Raw genomic sequence first — 17,153 nt, 5'->3', positions numbered from 1 at the left:
TCAATGATTGTAGTTGCGAGTGTAAAGGTAATAATAAATCAACTGTTAAAAAGTAGTGTTAACCGTAATTTAATCTCATAACAATTTCATAATATATTAGAGACAAAACAATAACAAGCAGCTAACACGAACTTTACAAAGCCGTCTTTTATTTGCAAAAAAATAAACAAACAACAAACGAAAATGAAATTCAACTTAAAATTTCTATTTATTACATTATTTATTTGTGCTGTTTCTATGGCTCAGACCAAAGGTACAATTTCTGGGGTTTTAACAGACAAACAAACTAATAATGAAGCACTACCATTTGCAAATGTTCTTATTAAAGGAACAAACAACAGTGCAAATACCGACATCGATGGTAAATATTCGATAAACATAGCTCCTGGTAGCTATACTGTAATTTATAGTTTCTTGGGGTATGAAACTGTAGAAGCTCTAGTAATTGTTAAAGCAAATGAAACTACAACTATCAACCAGGCATTATCATCTGGGAGTTACACTCTAAAAGATGTTGTTGTAAAAGCTTCATCTGTAAACAGAGAAAAAGAAACTGCTTTATTATTAGATCAAAAAAATGCAGTTGTCATTAAACAAAGTATTGGTGCTCAGGAAATGTCACGAAAAGGGGTTAGTGATGTAGAAGATGGACTTACTAAAGTTACAGGAATTACAAAAGTAGATGGCCGTGGATTATTTATTAGAGGTTTGGAAGATCGTTACAATAATTTATTGGTTAATGATTTACAAACTCCATCAAACAGCCCTTTCAAAAAAATTATTCCATTAGATTTATTTCCAACTGATATAGTAGGAGTTTTAAATATTTACAAAACATTCAATCCAAATATCTCTGGTGATTTTGCAGGTGCAACAATTAATATTGAAACCACTCAGCCAAAAAACATCACAAAATTAAATATTGGATTTGGCTATACTACAAACAACAATCTAAAGAAGTTCTTGCTTTCTGATGATGCAAATTCAACTAAAGGAACTTTTGGACTTCTTGGTAATGAAAGAGCACTTCCGTCAGCTTTTGGTTCTGTACCAAGCGGAACAAAGTTATCTCCTGATCAATACCATAGTGCCTACGGAGATAAAAACTGGGATGTTGATCAAACTGCAAGCCCTTTAAATTCAAGTATTGGATTTTTACATTCACAGAAATTTAATCTTGAAAAAGAAAGAAGCATAAGTTACATCATGTCATTTAACTTTGATAATAAATACATTTTTAGAGAGGGAGTTGACAGAACTTTCAATCTTGGACAAGGTAATTACGACAATAACTTATACAACACACAATACGCTTACCAAACTACTTTTTCTGGTTTAGCAGGTTTAAAATACAAAACAAACAGATTAAACTTAAACTTCAATACGCTTTTTATCCAAGCCACAGAAAGTAAAATTCAAGATCAAGTAGGATACACCAACAGTTTAGCCAATATTACAAACAACCTTATCAGATTAAATCAATTTGAAGAGTCTAAGTATTGGAATACTCAATTATTTGGAGATTACAAATTAACCGAAGATGGAAAACAAACCATTAAAGCTGGAGGTTCATATGTAAAAACTGGTTTTCAACAACCTGACAGAAAATTTATCACTGGTCTAAAAGTTAATGATACTGACATCAATATGTCTTATGGTGGAAATAATTTAAATCGCCAGTATTTAGATGTAAACGGAAACTTTTACTTCTCTGCGCTTGCAGAATACAGCATTAAATTTGGAAACAAAGAAAGATTAAACAACTTAACTGTAGGATATAACAATTTCATAAATGACATGGAATCTAGTTACCGTTTCTTTTCTGGAAGAAGAAATATCGAAAAAAATTACACTGCCGATTTAGGAACAATTAGTAAAGAAATCAATCAGGATATCGATAACGGAATCGTTTATGTTCAGGAAGAATCTAATGGAGATTATAAAGTAAAACTAAATCAATTTGTTAACGCTGGTTACTTTAATTTGTTTTGGACTTTTGGAGAAAAATGGGATTTAAATGCAGGATTAAGAGCAGAAAACTCAACTCGTGAAATTAAATACAGAGAACAAGGAGATCCTTTTGGAAGCCCATACCGTAAGAAAACTGATGATAAGTTAGATTTCCTTCCTTCATTAAACACTAAATATGCTTTAACTGAAAAAAGTAATCTACGTGGTTCATTAAGTAAAACTATAACAAGACCGGTTGCAATGGAATTACTTCCAATAAATTACATTAACGCGGATGCAACTTCTGAAAGTGGAAATTCAAATTTATTAAACAGTGACAATTATAACGTAGACTTTAAATACGAATTATTCCCTAACAACAAAGAGTTGTTTGCTATTGGTGCATTTGGGAAATTAATCGAAAACCCTATTGAAAGAGTTTTTAAACCAACAGCTAATAGTGGTGGTCAAATAACAACATTCAAAAACTCTGAGCAAGCTGTAATTTATGGTGCCGAAATCGAAATGATTTTGCAATTAAGCAGAGTTAGCGAATCTCTTTCGAACTTTACTTTCGGATTCAACACTTCTATAATGAGTACCGATGTAAAAATTGACTTAACAAAACAAGGTAACGAATTAGAAAACAGCACAAATCGTAAACTTCAAGGAGCTTCAAACTGGATTATCAATACAGATTTGAAATATGACTTTACATTAAATACCGCTTGGAAAAACTCAATGACATTAGTTTATAACGTTTACGGCGACAGAATCTTTGCAGTTGGTTCATCAGGAATGGATCATATCTATGAAAAATCATTCAGTAAATTAGATTTTGTTTGGACAAGCACACTATCAAAAAACATTGAATTAAAATTTAGTGCCGAAAATTTAATAAACCCATATTATAGAAAAGAATTAGGAAAAAACAGCACAATAGATATTACCGAAGATTCATTAGTTCTTCGTGAATACAAAAAAGGAGTTGGCTTCTCAGTTAATATAGGATATACATTTTAATCAAAATAAGAAAAGAGCTTTACAGCTCTTTTCTTATTTTAAGTACGTAACATAAAATTTACATCTAGCTAATTGTTATATAATACTTTAGTAACAATTAGCTAACTAGGTTTGAAAAGCACGATAGTACTTTTGAATCAACAAAATAACACAAAAAAAATAATTCTAAAAAACCATTAAAATGAAAAAATTAGTCTTAAGTCTTTCTTTATTAAGCTTGATTTTCGCAAGTTGTTCTTCTAGCGATGATGATGTTGCAACACCTCCAGCAGCTGGTTCAGGAGAAATAACAGCAGAAAATGTTACTGCTTCTAAAACTTTTGTAAAAGGAACATATACCCTAAGTGGTACAGTAAGAATAAAAAGCGGTATAACTTTAACTTTCGAAGCTGGATCAGTAATTACTGCCGATGTTTCTAATGGTTCAGATGCCTTGTTAGTAGAAAAAGGTGGTATTTTAAATATTGCTGGTACAGCTGCAGAACCAGTTGTCTTTACAGAGAAATCTAAGACTGCAGGTTCATGGGGAGGAATTATTATGTTTGGTGATGCTCCGATTGTTTCAGGAAAAACTGCTGACGGAACACCAATTACTACTGCAACTTCAGAAGATGGAACAAATATTGTTTATGGTGGTTCAAACCCAACTCATAGCAGTGGTTCATTAAAATATGTACGTGTAGAATATGCTGGTAAAAAAATCCTTGACGGAAACTCAGAAATGAATGGATTCTCATTCTACGCTGTAGGTTCAGGAACAGTTCTAGAAAACTTAGTAGCTTACAAAGGAGCAGATGATGGTTTTGAATTTTACGGTGGAACTGTAAGTGCTAAAAACTTAATTTCATACGGAAATACAGATGATTCTTTTGACTGGCAAGATGGATGGCAAGGGCAAGCAAATACTAACTGGTACGCATATCAAACTGGTGCTGGAAATTTCGGAATGGAAATCGAATCAAAAAGTGTTAACAACTCATTCTTCCCTAAAGTTTCTAACATTACTTTAAGAAGAGCTCCAGGAACAGTAACTGAAGCTGGAAATCCAACAGAAATTGATGCTATTCAATTCAAAAAAGATGGAAATGGTGAATATTCAAATGTTGTAATTTCTGGATATACTTCAACAGGAGCTGTTGCTGTTAGAATTCAAGAAGCGGCTACAAACACAAATCAAGTTGCTGGTGGTAAAATCAAAATGCTAAACGTAAAAGTTGCTGATGCTACAACTCCTCTTACAGGAACAGGTGCAGCTGGATTTACAGTAGCGTTCCCTGCAGGAAACTTTACAACAAGTACAACAGCAACTGGAGCTGCTTTAACTCCTGGTGCTTGGGCAATTGTTGATGGTGTAAACTTATTAGAGAAGCTATAATCACTTCACACATAAAATGTTAAAAACATCCTAAATTTATAGGATGTTTTTTTTTGGCGTAGTTTTTGAAAACTTTTTTGTATATTTACTAATACTAAATTTAAGTGATGGCAAAAAACTACTTTTATATTACATTCTTATTGGCTTTTTTCTTTACTGTAAGTGTCTCGGCACAAGACAGTAAACAACTGCCAAAACCGCAAGACGGCACTGTTATAGAGGGCTTAAGTTTGTACCCAAACCCTGTGAGTAACGGTAAAGTATACATTTCGTCTAAAAATGATTTAGAAAAAGAGATAACCATTTTTGACGTACTGGGGAAAAAAGTCCTACAGACACAAATAAGTTCTAAAGAGCTTAATGTTTCTAATCTTTCGCCAGGTGTTTATATCATAAAAATAAACGAAGAGAACGCAACTGCAACTAGAAAGCTAATTGTCAGGTAATTTTTAAAAATAAAAACATAAAAAAGCTCCAAAGTAATTTTGGAGCTTTTTCTTTTAAATAAATTACCTTTGCAAAAAAAAGATCTTGATTACAACAACCGATATATTTACGATTTCCAATCAAAAGCAATTTGAAAAAATAGCGTTGAAAGTGTTTCGCTTTCAATACGAAAACAACGTAGTATATCGAACATTCTGTGATTATCTTAAAACAGATCCTCAAAAAGTAAAGTCTCTTAACCAAATTCCTTTCTTGCCAATTCAGTTTTTTAAGAGCCATAATGTAGTCTCAAATTCTAATCCTGCTCAGGTAACTTTTACCAGTAGCGGTACAACAGGAATGATTACCAGCAAGCATATTGTAACCGATGTTTCTTTGTATGAAGAAAGTTATCGCAAAGGATTTTCAGAATTTTATGGTAACATCGAAGATTATGCTGTACTAGCACTTTTACCTTCTTATCTAGAACGCGAAGGATCTTCTTTAATATACATGGTCGAAGATTTAATTAAATTATCAAACCATCCAGAAAGTGGGTTTTATTTACACAACCACGAAGAACTTACCCAAAAACTAATCGAATTAGACCAGTCAGGACAAAATACTATCTTAATTGGTGTAACATATGCTTTATTAGATTTAATCGAAAAAAACTCGTTTAAGCTACAAAATACCATCATCATGGAAACTGGTGGAATGAAAGGCAAACGCAAAGAAATGATTCGCGAAGAATTACACAAAGAATTATGTGAAGGCTTTGGTGTATCTGCAATACATTCTGAGTATGGTATGACCGAATTATTATCGCAAGCTTATTCTTTAGGTGAAGGAATTTTTGAATGTCCTTCGTGGATACAAGTTCTTATTCGTGATACCGAAGATGCTTTAACTTACGTAAAAGAAGGTAAAACTGGTGGTATAAACGTAATCGACTTAGCCAATATTAATTCCTGCTCCTTTATCGCTACGCAAGATTTAGGCAAAAAATATCCCAACAACTCTTTCGAGGTATTGGGACGTTTTGATAACTCTGATATTAGAGGTTGTAATTTGATGGTACTTTAAAAAAGTTAATTCGTTTATTGGTTAAACGAAAAAACAATTAAACGATTCACCAATTATACTACTCTAATCACAAAATAATTTTTCTTTCCGCTTTGTAATAAAACAAACTGATTGTTTATTAAATCTTTATTAGAAAGAACAAATTCCTCTGTTATTTTTTCTCTGTTAACCGAAATAGAATTAGCAGTTAGAGCACGTCTAGCTTCACCATTCGACTTAAAGAATCCTGTTTTCTCATTCAGAACATTTATAATCTCTAATCCGTTTTCAAGGTCGGCTTTAGCAATTTCTGCTTGAGGCACACCGTCAAAAACATCTAAGAAAGTCGCTTCATCTAATTGTTTTAAATCATCTGAAGTTGAATTTCCGAATAAGATACCCGAAGCTTTAATTGCATTTTCTAAATCCGCAGCAGAATGCACCATTACAGTAATTTCTTCAGCCAATCTTTTTTGCAAAATACGCAAATGTGGTGTTTCTCTATGTTCTATTGTCAAAGATTCAATTCCTTCTTTTGACAAGAAAGTAAAAATCTTAATATATTTTTCAGCATCAACATCCGAAGTATTTAACCAATATTGGTAAAACTTGTACGGAGATGTTCTTGCTGCATCCAGCCAAATATTTCCACCTTCTGATTTTCCGAATTTTGTTCCGTCAGCTTTTGTAATTAATGGACAAGTTAAAGCATACGCTTTTCCGCTTTCCATTCTTCTTACCAATTCCGTTCCTGTGGTGATATTACCCCATTGGTCACTTCCACCCATTTGCAGGGTACATTGTTTGTTTTTATACAAATGCAAAAAGTCATATCCTTGAACTAACTGATAAGTAAACTCTGTAAACGACATTCCTTCGGCAGCTTCTGAAGACAATCTTTTCTTTACAGAATCTTTTGCCATCATATAGTTTACCGTAATATGTTTACCCACATCACGAATAAAATCCAGGAATGAGAATTCTTTCATCCAATCGTAGTTGTTTACCAATTCAGCAGCATTAGCCGCATCTGAAGTAAAGTCTAAAAATCGAGACAATTGCCCTTTTATAGCTTCCTGATTATGACGTAACGTTGTTTCGTCAAGTAAATTTCTTTCATTCGATTTTCCCGATGGATCACCAATCATACCTGTTGCCCCACCAACTAGCGCCAATGGTTTGTGTCCTGATAACTGAAAATGCTTCAATAACATCACTCCAACCAAGTGCCCTATATGCAATGAATCCGCAGTTGGATCAATTCCCACATATGCCACTCTCATTTGTTCCATCAAATGTTCTTCAGTACCTGGCATAACGTCGTGAAGCATTCCTCTCCAAGTTACTTCTTCAATAAAATTTTTCATTTCTTTTAAAATAATTTTTACAAATATAATTAATTCTGTTAGGAGTAAATACTATAAAACACTCCTGTTATAAAAGATTTTCATTTCTGTCCTGCAAAATATTAACCATTAAATTCAAACTATAAAAACTATCTTCATCTATACCCAGCTAAACAGTTCATGCTTTAACCTTTAATATGCAGTAAAAGCAATATATAATGGCTACATTCGCAAAAAAACTAACAAATTACCATGAAAAAACCATTACTGATTACTATTTTATTTTTATTCTTTTTTACTTTTTCTTATGCGCAAATATCTTTTGAAAAAGGATATTATATTTTAAACGATGGAAATCGTGTAGAGTGTTTTATAAAAAACATAGACTGGAAAAACAACCCAACAGATTTTAAATACAAAACACAACTTAGTGACAACGACTTTAAAACCGAAACCATTGCAAACGTTCAAGAGTTCGGGATCGACAATGAAACCACATTTAAAAAATTTAAAATTAAAATAGATCGTACAAGCGACGAACCAAATAAGTTATTAGCTGACAGAAACCCTGTTTTTAAAGAAGAAGTGATTTTTTTAAAAGTTCTTGTAAAAGGCGATGCCACTTTATATAGTTACACCGATCAAAACCTTAATAGATATTTTTATGAAACAAAAACGATTCCTGTGGAGCAACTTGTTTATACAAAATATTATCAGATTGATTCTAACGGCTCCCCAACAATACTAGCCGAAAATAATGAATACAAACAACAACTGTTTCAAAATGTAAAGGCCGAAAACACAACCGAAAAAGAAATTATAAAACTTAATTACAATAAATCAGATCTTACTAAGTATTTCATAAAATACAATAACATCAAACCTAATTTAGCTAAAGAAGAAAGAAAAGTAAACAAAGGAATTTTTCTAGTTAAAATAACACCTAGCGCAAGCATTGCATCATTATCTACTGAAAATGATTACTTTCTTCGCGATAACGTACAACTAGATAATAAAATTAACTTCAAGTTTGGTGTCGAGGCAGAGTACATCCTTCCATACAATAAAAACAAATGGAGTATTTTTATAAATCCTGCTTATCAAACATACCAAGATGATAAAACATATAATGTTCCTAGTGGATTTATAATAAGCCCGGAAACCCCTAACAATGCAAAAGTAAAATACACTTCTATACAAATCCCTATCGGAATAAGACATTATATGTTTTTAAATCAAACCTCTAAAATTTTTATAAACGTAGCTTATGCATTTGATGCGGGAAGCAAAACAAACATCACTTACACGGATGTAACAAATAAAACTACAAGAGAATATGAAAGTGGTTCTGGAAGTAATTTTGCTTTCGGCCTTGGTTATAACTTTAAAAATAAATTTAGCTTCGAAGCAAGATTAAATACCAAAAAAGAATTAATGCGCGATTATCTAACTTATTCTGCAAAATATAGCTCAATAGATTTTGTTTTAGGATACACAATTTTCTAATAAACAAAACATTTGATCTTATAAACAAATAAGGCATATTGAAAAGATACTTTTTAATATGCCTTATTTATTATCTGTACCCTGAATCGTACGAAATTTGTATGTAGATAAATCGAAAGTATTATCTTTACAAAATGGTTTTAGTAACAGGAGGAACAGGTTTAGTTGGCGCACATTTATTACTTCATTTAATTGAAAATGGAGACAACGTTCGGGCAATTTACCGAAACGCAAATAAAATAGAAAGAACAAAATCAGTTTTTGATTTATATAAAAAATCTCATTTATTCGAATCAATACAATGGATAGAAGCTGATATCCTCGATGTTCCCTCATTAGAAATTGCTTTTGCAGATATTGAGTATGTATATCATTGTGCAGCCTTAATCTCTTTTGACCCAAAGGACGAAGACTTAGTACGAAAAACCAATATTGAAGGCACTGCAAACATTGTAAATTTTTGTATTGCAAAGCAAATAAAAAAATTATGTTTTGTAAGTTCAATAGCTGCTCTTGGAGACCTTGCAGCCCATGAAACTATTATAACCGAAGAAACGGAATGGAATCCTGAAAAACCACATAGCGATTATGCAATATCTAAATATGGTGCCGAAATGGAAGTTTGGCGTAGTTGGCAAGAAGGCCTTGATGTTGTTATTATAAATCCTGGGGTAATTATGGGTCCTATCCCAAAATCTAAAAGTGATGAACAAGGAAGTGCAGAACTTTATACAAAAGTAGCCAATGGGCTTTCATTCTACACGCTGGGAAGTACCGGATTTGTTGCCGTAGATGATGTTGTTAGAATCGCCGTAACATTAATGAAAAGCGAGATAAAAAATGAGCGATTTACTTTAATTGCAGATAATATCGTTTTTCGAGATGTTTTAAATACTATTGCTGATGCATTAAAAGTAAAAAGACCTACAATTCATGCAAGTCCTTTACTTATGAAAATTATATGGAGAATCGATTGGTTTCTATCTACATTTTTCCTTAAGAAAAGACAGATTACAAAAGCGACTGCAAAGTCGTCTTACACAAAAGATTTATATTCGAATGAAAAAATAAAAACCACTTTAAAAACTGACTTCATAAATATCCATCAATATATTAAAGAGGTTTCTACTTTATAAAAAGTTAATTACTCTGTTTCATCTCTATTTTAGGCGAAACCGGCTTTACTTTTATCAATTCTTCTTTAGGTTTTTTAATAGTGTCTTTTTTAACAGCTTTGCCGTTTTTTTCAAGCAACTTCTTTTTCTTTTCTTCAATTTTGATTAAAGAATCTACCTTCTTTTTATTTTTTTCTATACGCGCACTAATCTCATCAAACATGTCTTTGTAATCATTATAATTTGCAGCGTAATACATATTACTCTTTACAAATTGCAAACTATCTACTTTATATTTTTTCAATATAAATCTGGTAGGATTAGTATCGCTAGAATCAAGAGACATTGGATTCTGGTATTTTATTGCTTCTAATAATGATAAGTCATACATAATATCTATCATCTTATCTCTTTCAACAAGTCGTTCTGGCTTTGGAACCAGTTCTTTCTTGCATCCTACAGCAAACATTAATACCGAAATAATTATGACTATTTTTTTCATATCTTATCTATCAAATAATAATCTTTTTCCAGCGTGAACGTTTTTCACTTTAAATGCATTGTAAACCAATTGACCATTTACAAAAGTGTGAGTAATTCTTGATTTAAATGTATATCCCTCAAATGGAGACCATTTACATTTTGCCAAAATATTATCTGTATTTACACTCCAAGGTAAACCAGGATTTACAATTACCAAATCGGCATAATAACCTTCTCTAATAAAACCTCTTTTTTCAATCTTAAAAATTTTAGCAGGATTGTGACACATTTTTTCAATGATTTTCTCAACGCTAATTTTTCCTTGATGATGCGCTTCAAACATAGCTACAACGGCATGCTGAACCAAAGGACCTCCAGAAGGAGCTTTTAAATAGGATTGTTTCTTTTCTTCTTTAGTATGTGGCGCATGATCTGTAGCAATTACATCTATTCGTCCATCTAGCAATGCTTCCCAAAGAGCTTTTCGGTCATCGGCAGTTTTTACAGCAGGATTCCATTTTATAAAGTTACCCTTAGTTTTATAATCCTCATCTGTAAACCATAAATGATGCACACAAACTTCGGCAGTAATTTTCTTTTCTTCCAAAGGGATTTTGTTTGTAAACAATTCCATTTCTTTAGCAGTCGAAAGGTGAAAAATATGCAAACGAGCTCCTGTTTTCTTCGCCAAAGCGATAGCCTTAGATGAAGAAATATAACACGCTTCGGCACTACGAATTAAATGATGTACTGTTACAGGAACATCTTCACCATACTCTGCCTTATATTTTTCTAAATTATTCTGAATTGTTGTTTCATCCTCACAGTGTACAGCAATAAGCATTGGTGTACTAGAGAATATTTTTTCGAGAGTAGCTTCATTATCTACTAACATATTTCCGGTTGAAGAACCTAGAAATATCTTAATTCCTGCTACATTTTTTGGATTTGTTTTTAAAACCTCCTCCAAGTTATCATTTGTAGCTCCCATCATAAACGAATAATTCGCATACGATTTCTTTGAAGCTATTTGGTATTTTTCTTCTAATATTTCCTGAGTTACAGCATTAGGAACAGTATTAGGCTGCTCGATAAACGAAGTAATTCCTCCAGCAACAGCTGCTTTAGACTCAGATTCAATATCTCCTTTATGTGTTAAACCCGGCTCTCTAAAATGCACTTGATCATCTATAGCTCCTGGCATTAAGTAACTTCCTTCGGCATCAATAACAACACAATTAGAAGACTTTAGACTTATACTATCTGAGATCTCTACAATTATATCATTTTCGATTAGCAAATCGCCTTCAAAAATTGACCCTTCGTTTACAATTTTAGCATTTTTTATTAAAATCCTATTCATCCTTAATATTGGTTTATAATGAATTGACTAATTTTTTTAGTCGAAGTGAGATAACTCCAAAAATTGCCTCTTTTATAATAGCATTACTCATTTTAGAAACTCCTTTTGTTCTATCAGTAAAAATAATAGGAACCTCAGTAATTTCAAATTTCTTGCAATACGTTCTATATTTCATTTCAATCTGAAAAGCATAACCAACAAATTTTATTCTGTTAAGATTAATAGCCTCCAAGACTTCTCTTTTATAACATACAAATCCCGCAGTGGCATCATGTATTTTCATACCTGTTATGAATTTTACATACACCGATGCAAAATATGACATCAATACTCGGCTTAATGGCCAGTTTACAACATTTACCCCTGTTACATATCTAGATCCAATAGCAAGATCTGCTCCACCAAAATGGCAAGCATCAAAAAGTTTTTCGAGATCATTTGGATTATGCGAAAAATCGGCGTCCATTTCGAATATATAATTATACTTTCGATCCAGAGCCCATTTAAAACCATGAACATAAGCAGTTCCTAAGCCTGCTTTTTTGGCTCTGTTTTCTAAAAACAATTTCCCTTCAAACTCCTCTTGAAGCATGACAACTTTATCTGCAGTTCGATCTGGAGAGTTATCATCGACAATAAGAAGGTGAAAAGATTTATGTTGAGAAAGCACAGCTCTTATAATGCTTTCAATGTTTTCAATTTCGTTGTAAGTGGGAATTATGACAATACAATCATTCATTTTTCTGAGTAATTTCAACGCAAAAGTAAACTTTTTATAGCATTTCATTCATAATAAAGTTATAATAAAAGTATTGATATAAAAAATTACTAATTTTGCATCGCTATGATTGAACAACTTCATCCAAGAATTACTGAAAACAAAGACTGGGCAACACTTTTGTTTGTGTTATGCTTTGCGGTTATTGCTATAACAAAGTCTATCTATGAGAGCCGTTTTGGAGACTTTACAAAATTGATTTTCTCTGATAAATATGCAAAAATATATAGAGATAGCAGCCACATAAAAAGCGGTTTTACAATTGCCTTATTTTTTTTACAAATTATTTCTTTTGCATTCTTTATACAACTTACCTTAAGTAGTTTTGGACATGCATCAAAGACTGATTGGACTCTTTATATCCAAATTGTAACCTTGCTGGGATTTTTTATTTTATCAAAGTATTTAATCGAAAAGATTGTTGCTACTTCTTTTAATATTGAAGAATTTATCGAGCACTTTAACTTACAAAAAGTAACTTATAGAGCTTATATCGGTATTTTAATCCTTCCAGTTAATGCAATTTTGTTCTATTATGACGATATTTCAAAAAATGTACCGCTAACAATACTAGCTATTTCACTATGTATTAGCCTGTTCTCTTATTTTATTTCAATTAAAAACTATCAAAACGTAATATTGAGTAAGTTATTTTATTTTATTTTATATCTTTGCACTCTTGAAATAGCCCCTTATTATTTTATGTATTATTGGTTTACCAAAGGGAGTGCTTAGAAAATATTACAACTTATGAAAGTGAAAACAATTTTGGTGTCACAGCCTGAACCTAAAGTGGAAAACTCCCCTTATTTTGAGCTCCAACAGAAACACAAAATAAAAATTGATTTCAGACCTTTCATTCACGTGGAAGGAGTTAACGCTAAAGAGATTCGACTTCAAAAAATCGATCTTAATCATTACACTGCAATCATTTTAACAAGCAGAAACGCTGTTGATCATTTTTTTAGAGTAGCAGAAGAAATGCGTTATAAAGTTCCTGAAGGATTAAAATATTTTTGTCAATCGGAAGCCGTTGCTTTTTACCTACAAAAATACGTAGTGTACAGAAAACGTAAAATTTATGTTGGTGCTAAAGATTTTGCAGATTTATCTCCATTAATCAAAAAGTACAAAGACGAAAAATTCTTACTACCTGCTTCTGATCAATTAAATGCTGATGCTCCTATTACTTTAAACAACTTAAAAGTTGATTGGACTCAAGCAATTTTTTACAAAACAGTAATGAGTGATTTATCTGACTTAGCAGATGTTTATTATGACATTTTAGCTTTTTTCAGCCCAACGGGAATAAAATCATTATTTAAAAACTTTCCTGACTTCAAACAAAACGAAACTAGGATAGCTGTTTTTGGAAGCACAACTCAAAAAGAGGCTTTAGATTATGGTTTAAGAATAGATATTCTTGCTCCAACTCCTGAAACTCCATCAATGACAATGGCATTAGAGAAATATATTGCTGAAGCAAATAAAGGAAAATAATCCTTTTATCTAAATAAATAAAAAGCTGCGAATTTCGCGGCTTTTTTTATGCCCAAATCCCAACTTCAAGTAATACAAAACCCTACATCACTTATAGATTTGAAATTTTTGTTTTATCTCAACTTCCACCCCAATTCATCTTTGTCAAAGTTTTAAACTTTGACAAAGATTTCGATTTCAGAACTTAATTAAAGTTTTATCATTAAATTTGATTTCTATTTTAAACCAAAATACTAAAATTAGTTTCAAATCACAACACATGAAAATCAACTCACTCGTTATAGAAATAGATGGCATCGATAAAGAAATTTTACGCCACTTAATGGAGGATGCTCGAAAACCAATATTACAGATTGCTAATAAAATCGGAATTTCGGGTGCAGCAATTCACCAGCGATTACGTAAACTAGAGCAATCAGGCGTAATATCAGGCTCGAAATTTACCGTTAATAATAAAGTATTAGGATACAATACAATGGCATTTGTAGGCGTATATCTTGATAAAGCTGCGCGAAATCCAGAAGCTGTAAGAGAATTAAAAAAAATACCCGAAGTTCTCGAATGTCACTACACAACAGGAAACTGGTCGATATTAATTAAAATAATATGTCGTGACAACGAACATTTAATGCAACTATTAAACACCAAAATTCAGGCAATTGAAGGTGTATCCAGGACAGAAACCTTCATCTCATTAGATCAACAAATCGACAGACAAATTCAGCTATAATTACCTGAATATATCATATATAAAAAAGGAGAGATTAAATCTCTCCTTCTATATTATCTTCTTTTTTTGCCTTCTTCTTTTCAAATGTCAAGACCAATGCCGGTAAGACTAATAAATTTGCAAACATTGCAAATAGCAACGTACAAGATATTAATCCTCCTAACGCAATTGTTCCGCTAAAACTAGACAATGTAAAAGTCGCGAATCCGAAAATTAATACAATCGAAGTGTAAAACGTACTAATTCCTGTTTCCCTTAAAGCACTAAATACTGATTTTTTAATCTTCCCGTTACTTTGCAATAAATCATGACGGTATTTTGCCATAAACTGAATCGCATTATCTACCGAAATACCAAAAGCAATACTAAATACCAATATTGTTGATGGCTTAAGCGGAATACCAAAATACCCCATTAATCCTGATGTAATACAAAGTGGCAAAATATTAGTAATTACCGATGCCATTACCATTTTTCCTGATCTAAACAAATAAGTCATAAGTGCTGCAATTACTAAAATTGCAAAAATTAAAGACTCTATAAGATTATCTACCAAATATGAAGTTCCTTTTTGGAACACTAAAGCTTTCCCTGTTAAGGTAACCTCGTAACGATCTTTTGGAAAAATCTCTTCTATTTTCTTTTTCAACTTCCCTTCTACTCGAGCCATTTCCTGAGTTCCAATATCTTTCATAAAAGTTGTGATTCGAGCGTATTGCCCAGTCGAATCTACATAACTTTTCATCAAATTATCTTTACTGTTTTTCGTAGCATTTTTAGCATACGATAAAATAAAAGTTTGCTCTTGCGAAGTTGGCAACTCATAATATTCTGGGTTACCATTATAAAATGCCTGTTTAGAGTATTTAACTAAATTTACTATCGAAACTGGTTTTGATAATTCTGGAATCGTAGCAATTGTTTCTTGCAACTCATCCATTTTTTTCATGGTCGATAATTTCATAACACCTTTTTTATGCTTGGTGTTAATCATAATCTCCAACGGCATTACACCATTAAACTCTTTTTCATAAAAAAGAATATCCTTAAAAAACGAAGCACTCTTTGGCATTTCGCCAATTAAACTACCCGAAACTTTAATTTGAGAAACTCCTATCACACTAAAAAGAAGCGCTAAACCGTAGATTGTATAAATTACTTTTCGTTTATTTTTTACAACATTCTCAACCCAATCCAGTAAAGACGAAATGTAATTTTTACTTAAGTGATACAAATGTTTCTCTTTAGGCAAAGGCATAAAACTATACACAATTGGCACTATTACAAGTGTAAGCAAGTAAACCGATATAACATTGATAGAAGTCACTAATCCGAACTCAAACAACAAATCATTACCCGTAATCATAAACGTTGCAAAACCTACAGCAGTTGTTAAGTTCGTCATTAAAGTCGAAACTCCAATTTTAGAAATAATACGTTGTAAAGCTTTTGCCTGATTGTTATGAATCTTTATTTCCTGCTGATATTTATTAATCAGGAAAATACAATTTGTTATTCCGATTACGATAATCAATGGAGGAATTACTGCGGTTAAGATTGTAATTTTATAATGAAACAATCCTAATGTCCCAAACGACCACATTACCCCAATTAACAAAATACAGATTGATATAAACGTAGCTCTGAAAGAACGGAAAAACAAAAAGAAAATCAATGAAGTAATAAGTAATGCCGCACCAATGAAAAGCCCAATTTCACCTTTCATATTCTCTGCATTAATTGTTCGGATATATGGCATTCCCGAAACGCGAAGATCTATTCCTGTAGTTTTTTCAAACTTCTCGATTCTAGGAACCAATTCTTCCAGAATAAATGTTTTTCGAGCTGCAGTATTTACTATTTTCTTATTCAGATAAACTGCTGAACGAATACTTCCTGATTGCTTATTAAACAATAAACCTTCGTAAAAAGGCAAATTATTAAACAGGTCAAATTTTATTTTTTTAAGGTATTCCGGATTTACTGCTTGATTTTGATCTATAAAAGGAACAAGTACAAATTTTTCTGCAACAGTATCTTTTTCCAGCTTCTTTAAATCATTTAGCGAAACAACTAAATCCACCGCTTTAGAACCCTTTAATCCTGTCATTAACTCATTCCAGGCAGCATAATTTTTTGGCGTAAAAAAAGTTTCGTCTTTAAATCCGATAACGATAAGATTTCCTTCTTCACCAAATTTATTTAAAAAGTCTTGATATTGCTGGTTTACAATGTGTTTTTTAGGAAGTAAATTGGCTTCCGTATAAGTCATTCCAAGATTTCTCCATTGCAAGCCAAGAAAAACAGTTATGGCTGCAATAATCCCTAAAATTAGGATTCTATTTTTAAGTATAATTCTGGCAATAGATTCCCAGAAACCTACATTTGATTTCTTTTTCATAAAAGTATTAAAAATGGATGCAAATGTAGTGAAAAACACAGGAAAGGATAAAATTTGAGTACACTTTTATACTATTATTTCTATAAATTATA

14 protein-coding genes are annotated in these 17,153 nt (G+C 31.9%); 9 read left to right on the top strand and 5 right to left on the bottom strand.

What is annotated here, in order from left to right; all coding sequences use genetic code 11:
* The first annotated feature begins 183 nt into the window (after positions 1–183).
* The 4 genes from B8T70_RS13695 (at position 184) to B8T70_RS13680 (ending at position 5,860) form a co-directional block, all read left to right on the top strand.
* A complete protein-coding gene (locus B8T70_RS13695) occupies positions 184–2,973 on the top strand; it encodes a TonB-dependent receptor (RefSeq protein WP_086895204.1) in 2,790 nt (929 codons plus the stop codon).
* 181 nt (positions 2,974–3,154) lie between these two features.
* Positions 3,155–4,348, top strand: a complete 1,194-nt coding sequence (locus tag B8T70_RS13690; protein ID WP_039117883.1) for a hypothetical protein — start codon at positions 3,155–3,157, stop codon at positions 4,346–4,348.
* Positions 4,349–4,455: 107 nt separating this feature from the next.
* Entirely contained in the window at positions 4,456–4,794 is a 339-nt protein-coding gene (locus B8T70_RS13685; protein WP_039115888.1) for a T9SS type A sorting domain-containing protein, read from the top strand.
* A gap of 85 nt (positions 4,795–4,879) precedes the next feature.
* Positions 4,880–5,860: an acyltransferase gene (locus tag B8T70_RS13680; RefSeq protein WP_039117884.1), complete on the top strand. Its 981-nt coding sequence runs from the start codon at positions 4,880–4,882 to the stop codon at positions 5,858–5,860.
* 53 nt (positions 5,861–5,913) lie between these two features.
* On the opposite strand, the gene tyrS is transcribed toward B8T70_RS13680, so the two are convergent.
* On the bottom strand, positions 5,914–7,206 hold the full coding sequence (gene tyrS, locus B8T70_RS13675) for a tyrosine--tRNA ligase (RefSeq protein ID WP_086895203.1): 1,293 nt from the start codon (positions 7,204–7,206) through the stop codon (positions 5,914–5,916).
* A 231-nt stretch (positions 7,207–7,437) separates the two neighbouring features.
* On the opposite strand from tyrS, the gene B8T70_RS13670 reads away from it, so the two are divergent.
* Positions 7,438–8,691 carry an outer membrane beta-barrel protein gene (locus tag B8T70_RS13670; protein ID WP_086895202.1) on the top strand — a complete coding sequence of 418 codons (1,254 nt, stop codon included), beginning with the start codon at positions 7,438–7,440 and terminating at the stop codon, positions 8,689–8,691.
* 134 nt (positions 8,692–8,825) lie between these two features.
* On the top strand, positions 8,826–9,827 hold the full coding sequence (locus B8T70_RS13665) for an NAD-dependent epimerase/dehydratase family protein (protein ID WP_086895201.1): 1,002 nt from the start codon (positions 8,826–8,828) through the stop codon (positions 9,825–9,827).
* A 4-nt stretch (positions 9,828–9,831) separates the two neighbouring features.
* Here B8T70_RS13665 and B8T70_RS13660 read toward each other — a convergent pair whose 3' ends face one another.
* Genes B8T70_RS13660 through B8T70_RS13650 form a run of 3 tightly spaced genes read right to left on the bottom strand, consistent with a single transcriptional unit; the run spans position 9,832 to position 12,391 of the window.
* Positions 9,832–10,308, bottom strand: a complete 477-nt coding sequence (locus B8T70_RS13660) for a DUF4296 domain-containing protein (RefSeq protein WP_052259550.1) — start codon at positions 10,306–10,308, stop codon at positions 9,832–9,834.
* A 3-nt stretch (positions 10,309–10,311) separates the two neighbouring features.
* Positions 10,312–11,652, bottom strand: a complete 1,341-nt coding sequence (locus B8T70_RS13655; protein ID WP_039117888.1) for a dihydroorotase — start codon at positions 11,650–11,652, stop codon at positions 10,312–10,314.
* Positions 11,653–11,665: 13 nt separating this feature from the next.
* Positions 11,666–12,391 carry a polyprenol monophosphomannose synthase gene (locus B8T70_RS13650; RefSeq protein ID WP_039115882.1) on the bottom strand — a complete coding sequence of 242 codons (726 nt, stop codon included), beginning with the start codon at positions 12,389–12,391 and terminating at the stop codon, positions 11,666–11,668.
* Between the two features lie 105 nt (positions 12,392–12,496).
* Here B8T70_RS13650 and B8T70_RS13645 point away from each other — a divergent pair, with 105 nt between their 5' ends.
* The 3 genes from B8T70_RS13645 to B8T70_RS13635 all read left to right on the top strand — a co-directional run bounded on the left by B8T70_RS13645 (position 12,497) and on the right by B8T70_RS13635 (position 14,660).
* Positions 12,497–13,165 (top strand): DUF4271 domain-containing protein, encoded by a 669-nt coding sequence (locus B8T70_RS13645; RefSeq protein ID WP_039115880.1) that lies wholly within the window; start codon positions 12,497–12,499, stop codon positions 13,163–13,165.
* 15 nt (positions 13,166–13,180) lie between these two features.
* Positions 13,181–13,930, top strand: coding sequence for a uroporphyrinogen-III synthase (locus B8T70_RS13640; RefSeq protein ID WP_039115878.1), 750 nt, complete (start codon positions 13,181–13,183; stop codon positions 13,928–13,930).
* Positions 13,931–14,189: 259 nt separating this feature from the next.
* The gene (locus B8T70_RS13635) at positions 14,190–14,660 is read left to right on the top strand and encodes an Lrp/AsnC family transcriptional regulator (RefSeq protein ID WP_035617352.1); all 471 of its coding nucleotides are present in this window, start codon (positions 14,190–14,192) and stop codon (positions 14,658–14,660) included.
* A 34-nt stretch (positions 14,661–14,694) separates the two neighbouring features.
* On the opposite strand, the gene B8T70_RS13630 is transcribed toward B8T70_RS13635, so the two are convergent.
* Positions 14,695–17,061, bottom strand: a complete 2,367-nt coding sequence (locus B8T70_RS13630) for an RND family transporter (RefSeq protein WP_039117890.1) — start codon at positions 17,059–17,061, stop codon at positions 14,695–14,697.
* Positions 17,062–17,153 lie beyond the last annotated feature (92 nt).

Origin of the sequence: Flavobacterium sp. AJR, assembly GCF_002156885.1 — a bacterium.
Taxonomy (GTDB): domain Bacteria; phylum Bacteroidota; class Bacteroidia; order Flavobacteriales; family Flavobacteriaceae; genus Flavobacterium.
Note: the sequence above shows the minus strand (reverse complement) of the source record. Positions and strands in the feature narration are given on the sequence as shown.

Bases quoted from the DNA above. Each gene is read 5' to 3' on its own strand.
- B8T70_RS13695 (WP_086895204.1), top strand. From the start codon at position 184: ATGAAATTCAACTTAAAATTTCTATTTATTACATTATTTATTTGTGCT.
- tyrS (WP_086895203.1), bottom strand. From the start codon at position 7,206: ATGAAAAATTTTATTGAAGAAGTAACTTGGAGAGGAATGCTTCACGAC.
- B8T70_RS13655 (WP_039117888.1), bottom strand. From the start codon at position 11,652: ATGAATAGGATTTTAATAAAAAATGCTAAAATTGTAAACGAAGGGTCA.
- B8T70_RS13640 (WP_039115878.1), top strand. From the start codon at position 13,181: ATGAAAGTGAAAACAATTTTGGTGTCACAGCCTGAACCTAAAGTGGAA.
- B8T70_RS13665 (WP_086895201.1), top strand. From the start codon at position 8,826: ATGGTTTTAGTAACAGGAGGAACAGGTTTAGTTGGCGCACATTTATTA.
- B8T70_RS13645 (WP_039115880.1), top strand. From the start codon at position 12,497: ATGATTGAACAACTTCATCCAAGAATTACTGAAAACAAAGACTGGGCA.
- B8T70_RS13685 (WP_039115888.1), top strand. From the start codon at position 4,456: ATGGCAAAAAACTACTTTTATATTACATTCTTATTGGCTTTTTTCTTT.
- B8T70_RS13670 (WP_086895202.1), top strand. From the start codon at position 7,438: ATGAAAAAACCATTACTGATTACTATTTTATTTTTATTCTTTTTTACT.
- B8T70_RS13630 (WP_039117890.1), bottom strand. From the start codon at position 17,061: ATGAAAAAGAAATCAAATGTAGGTTTCTGGGAATCTATTGCCAGAATT.
- B8T70_RS13690 (WP_039117883.1), top strand. From the start codon at position 3,155: ATGAAAAAATTAGTCTTAAGTCTTTCTTTATTAAGCTTGATTTTCGCA.
- B8T70_RS13660 (WP_052259550.1), bottom strand. From the start codon at position 10,308: ATGAAAAAAATAGTCATAATTATTTCGGTATTAATGTTTGCTGTAGGA.
- B8T70_RS13635 (WP_035617352.1), top strand. From the start codon at position 14,190: ATGAAAATCAACTCACTCGTTATAGAAATAGATGGCATCGATAAAGAA.
- B8T70_RS13650 (WP_039115882.1), bottom strand. From the start codon at position 12,391: ATGAATGATTGTATTGTCATAATTCCCACTTACAACGAAATTGAAAAC.